Origin of the sequence: Actinoplanes sp. NPDC026623 (assembly GCF_040638275.1) — a bacterium.
In the GTDB taxonomy this organism is placed as follows: Bacteria; Actinomycetota; Actinomycetes; order Mycobacteriales; family Micromonosporaceae; genus Actinoplanes.
This window is the reverse complement of the sequence record NZ_JBEZXZ010000309.1, coordinates 1-6,995: the sequence shown is the minus strand read 5'-3', so window position 1 is coordinate 6,995 and position 6,995 is coordinate 1. Positions and strand designations below refer to the sequence as shown.

Sequence of the window (6,995 nt, the reverse complement as noted above, 5' to 3'; positions counted from 1 at the left end):
CGGCGCCGGCGCCGCCGCCCGCACCGCCAGGGCCCGGAACCGGGCGTCCGGGTCGGGGTCGCGGGCGAGCAGCTCGCGCACCTCGTCGCCGGTGTCCCCGCCCAGCTCGGCCCGCCGCTGCAGGGCCCGCCAGAGCAGGTCGACGTCGTCGCCGGCGCCGTCCCGCAGCCGGTCGACCTCGTCCAGGTGGCCGGCGGCTCGGGCCAGGCCGCGCAGCGCCACCACCCGGCGGCCGGGATCCTCCGCCAGCGCGGCGCAGGTCTCGGCCACCGCCGCCAGCAGCGGGCCGCGCCGCCCGTCGCCGGCCCACAGCTCGGCGGCGTCGCCGGCCAGCCGCAGATAGGGCTCGATCACCGCGTCCGACGTCTCGCGGGCGAGCACCGAGCACAGGCACCGGACCGCGACGTCCGCCGTCGCCTCGCCGGTGGTGAGCATGTCCCACACCGTGGCCACCACGACGCCGCGGGCCACCGCGGTCGGCAGTTCGGCGGCCGCGGCGACAAGCGCCTCGAGGCCACCGGCCGGCCGGGTGCCGGCGAAGGTCAGGTCCTCGTCGTTGATCAGGTACAGGTCGGCGCCGGCCGGCAGCGCGACCGGGGTGCGCGGGCCCTGCACGTCCACCTCGGCCCGCGCGGTGCGGGTCAGCCCGCCGGCCCCGCGGGTGTACGCGCCCACGGTGAGCACCTGCGGCCGCGGCGGGCCCTGCGGGCCGCGCCCGGCGAGCACCAGGCCGTCATCGCCGGGCTCCAGCGTCAGCCGGTCGGTGCCGGCCGTGTCGAGCCAGCCGGCCCGCCACGCGTCCAGGTCCCGGCCGGACGCCTCGGCCAGCGCGTCGATGAGGTCCTGGAGCGTGGTGTTGCCCCAGGCGTGCCGGGCGAAGTACCTCCGCATGCCGGCGACGAAGCTCTCCTCGCCGACATAGGCGGCAAGCTGCCGCAGCACCGCGGCGCCCTTGGGGTAGGTGATCGCGTCGAAGAAGGACGCCGCCTCGGCGACGTCGCGCACCGGCTGACGGATCGGATGCGAGATAGGCCCCTGGTCGGCCAGGTACGCGCGCAGCTTGCCCCCGGCGAGCAGGCCGGCCCAGGCGTCGGTGTAGCGGGTCGCCTCGGTCGCCGCCCAGTAGCAGGCGAACTCGGCGAAGGCCTCGTTCAGCCAGAGGTCGTCCCACCAGCGCATGGTCACGATGTTGCCGAACCACATGTGCGCCATCTCGTGCAGCAGCACGGTGACCAGTGCCTGCCGCTCGGCCGGGGTCGGCGCGGTGCGGGACAGCGCGGCGTCCGTCCAGGTGACACACCCGTAGTTCTCCATGGCACCGCCGAACTCGGGCATGAACACCTGGTCGTACTTGGCCTGCGGGAACGGCATGCCGAAGACCTCGCCGAAGTAGGCCAGGCCCTGCGCGGTCACCGTGAAGATCTCGTCGGCGTCCCGCTCGAGCACCGCGATCAGCGAGCGGCGGGCGAAGACGCCGAGGTCGTAGCCGCCGGCCGAACGCCGGATCTCGTGCAGCGGCCCCGCGTTCACCACCGTGTTGTACGGCGAGAGCCGAGGCGTCGCCGGGAAGCTCCAGCGCCGCGCGTCGCCGTGGGCCTGCACCAGGGGATCGCCGCTGTTACTGGTGACCGTCCAGGCGGCCGGCGCGGTCACGGTGAACGCATGCGGCGCCTTGAGATCGGGCTGGTCGAAGCAGGCCCACACGTGGTGCGCGCCGTCCGGCTCGAAGGTGGTCCACACGTACACCTCGCCGTCGGCCGGATCGACGGCCCGGTGCACCCCGGTGCCGTCGGTGGTCCGCGCCTGCACCGTCTCGACCCGCAACTCGTTCTCCGCGGCGAGCCCGGGCAGCGGGATCCGCGCGTCCGTGGCGGGCTTCAGCGGCTCGCCGTTCAGCGTGGCGGACACGACCTCGGCGGCGCAGTCGATGAAGCTCTCCGCGCCCGGCTCGGCGCAGGTGAAGGTCACCGTGGACACGCAGCGGACCTCGGGCCCGTCGGGCAGGGCGGTGAGGTCGACCTCGATGTCATAGTGCCGCACCGACAGCAGGGCGGCGCGGCGGGCCGCCTCCGCCTGGGTGAGACTGCGCATGCTCATCGGTTCCCCTCGTGCCGGCGGCTTTCGCCCGATCTTACGACGCGAGAAGGGATTCACCGATCGAAATGCCTCAGGCTTGCCGAGGCATTTCGAGGGTGTCCCGCTCGCCGGGCGCCAGGATCCGGCGGCGAACCAGCTCGTCGGGCGACAGCCCGTCCATCCAGGCGGGGTCGGCCACGCAGGTGACCTGGCCGCCCCGCGCGAGGGGGTAATAGTGGCGGTAGAAGCGGCCGCCGGAGTGGCTGGACGGGAGACACGAGATCGCCGTGTCTCCCGTCCCCATCGGCCAGACGTGTTCACCTGCCACGTGTCAGCTGACCGAGCCGATCGTTACGCCGGCGCGGCCCACCACGGCGCCCTCGTCGGTTGCGATGGCGGCTTCGCCAAAGAGGCTGCGACCGTCGGCCGGGACGGAGTTGACGGTCACGGTGCCGCTGATCGTGGTCGACGCGCCGCGCGCCAGCGGGACCACCGCCGACGGCAACGAGATCTCGCCGAGCGCCGACGCGAAGAACACGTCGCGGTAGTCGTACGGCGTCGAGCCGGCCGGCACGGCGAACCCGTCGATCTTGATCGTGTACCTGCCCGCCACCGGGTTCGAGATCGACACCGACTCCTCGGCGTCGCCGTCCGCGTCGAAGTCGACCTGCACGCCATTGAGCAATACGTACAGGTCGAGGTCGGCACCCGGGTCAGTCGGGTTGCCGATCTTCACGTCCAGCCGGGTCGCACCCGCCGGCACCTCCACGTCGAACGTCTGAACCTGGCCTTCGGCGATGGTCGGACGCTGCATCGAGGCGCTGCCGAGCGAGCCGCCCTGCGCGGACACGTTGATCGGGCCGAACTCGTTCGTGATCTTCCAGCCGACCGGGTTGGCCTGCCCCGCCGTCACGGCGGGCAGCTCGATCACCGGCGGCTCCACCGTAACGCCCTGTACCCGCGCGCTGAGCGTGAACGGGTTCTTGAGCGCCGGCGAGGTACGCCGAGCCTCGACCTGGATCTCCCACACGCCCGGTACCGGGTTCTCGTACGACCGCTCCTGCGGCTTGCAGGCGGCCGGGTCGGAGAAGTTCGTGTAGCAGAATGCGCTGTTGATGTCCTCCTGCCGGATGCCGTGCGGGTTGAACGTGATGAACCGGGTCTGCGAGCCGGTCGCGATGGCGGAGAGGTTCACCTGCAGCGCGGCCGCGCCCGGCGGCACGGTGACGAAGTAGCTCTTGAACGAGTTCCGGTCCGCCTGGCCCGCGACGTTGACCGAGTAGTTCGGCTGCTTCGCGTCGTTCGACGCGATCACCGTGTTCATCACCTCGAAGTCCACGGCGGGCGTCGCCGGGTCGTCGACCCGGAGGATCGCGCCGTGCGCGCCGACCGACGGCTTCGCCGTGACGGTGATACCGACGGTCTTGTTTAGCGGCAACGTCACGTTGCGCGGTGCCGAGAACGTGCCGTCGTTGCCGAGCCAGTTCAGCTCGTGCCGGATGTTCGTCGCCGGGCCGCTGGTACGGGTCAGGTTGACCTTGTACGACCTGGACTGACCCGGCCGTTGTCCACCGCTCGCCGAGGCGCACCGGTTGTAGATGCCGGTGCCCTGGTCGGGAGGGGTGAGAAAGTCGGACAGCTCGGTGCAGACCGGTGCCGACGAGGTGTACGTGCGGGTCTCGACGCCGGCGCGCAGCAGCCGCCAGGCGCCCGGCACGTTGACCATGCCGTTGCCCTGCCCGTACGCCGGCTCGCCGTGGATCCACTTCGCCGAGCCGTAGAGCGCCCGGCGCAGCGCGGCCGGGGTGACACTCCGCTCGGTCGCCTTCGCTGCCGAAAGCAGCAGCGCGACCGCGCCGGCGGTCTGCGGCGCGGCCATCGTGGTGCCGTTGGACATCAGCAGACCCGGCGGCAGCGGGTAGCCCGCTTCGGCCACCGGCGAGCCCGGCCGCCACATCGGCCCGGTCGTGATCGCCGAGCCCGGTGCGGTGATGTTCGGCTTGAACCCGCCGTCCTCCCGCGGACCACGGGAGGAGAAGTTGAACAGCGCGTTCTTGGCCCGCACCGAGGAGCCGTAGTTGGCCAGCCAGGTCTCCTTGCTCACGCTGGCTGCCACACCGATCACGTCGGTGGCCACGCCGGGGTCGCCGGCCGAGTTGATGCCCGGACCGTCGTTGCCGATCGAGAGGACCAGCTGGATGCCGTAGTCGCTGATCAGGCGGTTGTAGAGCTGGGCACGGGCGTTGCCGCCGTCGTTGAACGCCGGCAGGCCGCTGACCGACAGGTCGACCACGTCGACGCCTCGGTTGATGACCAGGTCGGCCATGCCGTCCAGGAGCGCCGCGGAGGTGCAGGCGCCGTTCCAGTTACAGGCGCGGCCGGACACGATCTTCGCACCGGGGGCGACGCCGTCGAAGACCGGGTTGCCGAGCATGTCGTTGGCGGAGGCGATGCCGGCGACGTTCGAGCCGTGCGAGCTCTCGATGATGCCGATATTCACGAAGTCGGTGACGCCCGGCACGCCCACCGGCGTGGTGTCGACGTCCTCGCGGACCTCCACCGTGAACGGCATCTGCTCGCGCACCGCCGTGGCCGGGTTGTCCGTGCCGAAGTGACCGACGTCGAACTTCTCCGCGTACGGGCGCATCACGGCGTCGTCCGTGAAGTCATGGTTCTGGTTGGTGTCGACGCGGATGTCGTGGTTCACCGGGTCGTACAACACCCCGAAGAGGTCGGTGGTGTCGCCGTCGCGGTTGACGTCGCCGGTGGGGTCGCCGGGCCGGGGTGGCGAAGCGGGCGGCTGGATGGTGCTCGCCTCGTTGAACCGGTTGATCTTGTACGAACCGGCCGGCGCCGTCCAGGTGGCGTCGGCGAACGTGAAGGTCGGCCCGGTCACGGTCGTGTGCATGCCTCGCCAGGTGCCGTCCGGGTCGAAGATGGGATCGGTCGCGGTGAACCAGTCGACGATCTTCCGCTCACCTGTGGACGTCTTCTGCAGAGCGGGGTTGTCGAGGTCGACACCCGAGTCGAGGATGCCGATCGTCACGCCGCGCCCGTCCCAGGTCGGGTGTTGCCGCTTAAAGGTGACCGCGCCGGTCTCGTGCGTGGGCAGGAAGGGGTTGGCGGCCGGCGTGTCCGGGCCAGGGCCGGCGACGGCCTGCGTGATGGCGCCGCGCGGGGCCGCCTTGGCGTCCGGCGTTGGGTCAGGCAGCGGGATCGACTCGTTCAGGTCGAGCGCGGCGACACCCGGCAGCTTCGCGGCCTTCTCCACCGACCCGATGGGGACGCGGGCCCGGACGTAGCCGATCGAGTCGTACCGCTTGGCGACGTTTCCGCCCAGCTTCTCGAGCTCCGTCGCGACATCGTCCGCGTCGCCCTTCTCCGTAGCCACGATGAGCATGACGTGCTGCTCGCCCTTCGCCTTCGCCCGGGCGAGCAAATCGGCGTCGTGCGCATCGAGGGTGTCCGACCGCGCGCCCTTGATGTTTCCCGGCGTGTCCGTCGGATCGGCGTTGGCGGGCGAGGGTGGGCCCGCGAGCGTCATGCCGGCCGCTAGGCCAGAGGCGAGCAATACGGCAACGCTACGCCGACCCAATGAGAGAAGTTTTCGCACTTACCGTCCTCCAGGGCAGAAGCCCTGTCATGCAGGGCGTGACAGGCAAGATCCTTCGCTTTCCGACGGTAGGTTTCACGGTCTCGAGAGTGCGTCTCGTGACGTGCTCAATACAATGAGGACGCTTGCCGACGCTCGACGGTGGTCTGAGCTGTTCGAGACGTTGATGGACACGATCGAGGCACGCTTCGCCCGCCCGGAACCGCGACGCCGGGTCCTCGACCTCGTGTCCGGGCTGCTCGCGACCGGGGTCGGTGAGCTCTTCGACCGACTCAGAAGCGGTAGTCGGTCTGGCCGAACGGATCGCCCTTGGCGTGGCCGCGCACCTTGTCCGGGGTCACCTCGAAGACGACGAGCCGGGAGCCGGGAGTCTTCGGGACGACCTCACCGTCCTGGATGTCGAGCTCCCAGCGGCCGTCCCAGCGGCTGCGGTAGAGGTCGGCGAGTCGGCGCAGCAGGGCGTCGTCGGTCACCGGCGCGGCCGTCCCCTCGACGGCCACGTCGAGGCCCCGCTCCCAGGCGGTGTCACCGGCGAGCACGAGCACGCGGGGATTGGCCTGGAGGTTGGCGTGCTTCACCTCGGCACTGCCGGTGTGGAAGTAGACCTTCCCCTCCAGGGTAACCGGGACCATGGGAGTCGCATGTGGACGGCCGTCGGGCCGGACGGTCACCACCCAGGCGATCTGCGCCGCGGCCAGCCTCGCCTCGGCGCCCACCCAGGGAACCGGCTCGGCCGCCTCGTCGCTGTATCGCCGGTCGATGTGCTCGCTCGTCGGCTCCACCACACCTCCGAAGTGGGGAAAGACAGTGGTCGAGCGACGCTAACACGGCCGATGACGGGACACCATTTATCCGGCGGCTTCCACCTCGTCGAGCAGGCCGGCCAGCACGGATCCGCCGGCACCGTCCCGGTGGCGGGTGATCCGGCTGATCAGCTCGGTCAACGGGAACGGCTCCAGGAACAACTCGATGGGAACGTCCACATCGAACGTGTCCCGGATGCGGCCGGCCAGGTGGATGGCGCCGAGGGAGTCACCGCCGAGCCCCGTGAACGACTGTCCGGCGTCGTCGAGTTCGGTCCGGCCCAGCGAGGTGAGGAAGAGCTCGACGACGGCCGCTTCGGTCAGTTGGCCGCCGGTGCCGTCCGGCTCGGCCCGCTCCACACCGGTCAGGGTCAGGGCGCCGTGACTCTCGCCGGCGAACGGGTAGGTCGGCAGGTGCACCCGGCGGGCGTGCGCGGCCGGCTCCGGCCACCGGACGCTCTCCCCGCGTTGCCAGGCCGCGCCTATCGCCTCCAGGCCGGCCG

General features: G+C 71.2%; 5 protein-coding genes. All 5 read right to left on the bottom strand.

What is annotated here, in order from left to right; translation table 11 throughout:
• Positions 1-2,097 (bottom strand): aminopeptidase N (pepN, locus tag AB0F10_RS43115; protein ID WP_360639734.1); only part of this gene is annotated, 2,097 nt, incomplete at its 3' end.
• A gap of 70 nt (positions 2,098-2,167) precedes the next feature.
• Positions 2,168-2,380 carry a hypothetical protein gene (locus tag AB0F10_RS43110; protein WP_360639731.1) on the bottom strand — a complete coding sequence of 71 codons (213 nt, stop codon included), beginning with the start codon at positions 2,378-2,380 and terminating at the stop codon, positions 2,168-2,170.
• Between the two features lie 27 nt (positions 2,381-2,407).
• Entirely contained in the window at positions 2,408-5,620 is a 3,213-nt protein-coding gene (locus AB0F10_RS43105; RefSeq protein ID WP_360639728.1) for a S8 family serine peptidase, read from the bottom strand.
• 341 nt (positions 5,621-5,961) lie between these two features.
• Positions 5,962-6,471 carry a pyridoxamine 5'-phosphate oxidase family protein gene (locus AB0F10_RS43100; RefSeq protein WP_360639725.1) on the bottom strand — a complete coding sequence of 170 codons (510 nt, stop codon included), beginning with the start codon at positions 6,469-6,471 and terminating at the stop codon, positions 5,962-5,964.
• 66 nt (positions 6,472-6,537) lie between these two features.
• A partial coding sequence (locus AB0F10_RS43095) for an acyl carrier protein (RefSeq protein ID WP_360639722.1) occupies positions 6,538-6,995 on the bottom strand: 458 nt, incomplete at its 5' end.

What these genes read in the sequence shown, in the direction of transcription:
- AB0F10_RS43110 (WP_360639731.1), bottom strand. Translation starts at nt 2,380, where the DNA reads ATGGGGACGGGAGACACGGCGATCTCGTGTCTCCCGTCCAGCCACTCC.
- AB0F10_RS43105 (WP_360639728.1), bottom strand. Translation starts at nt 5,620, where the DNA reads ATGACGCTCGCGGGCCCACCCTCGCCCGCCAACGCCGATCCGACGGAC.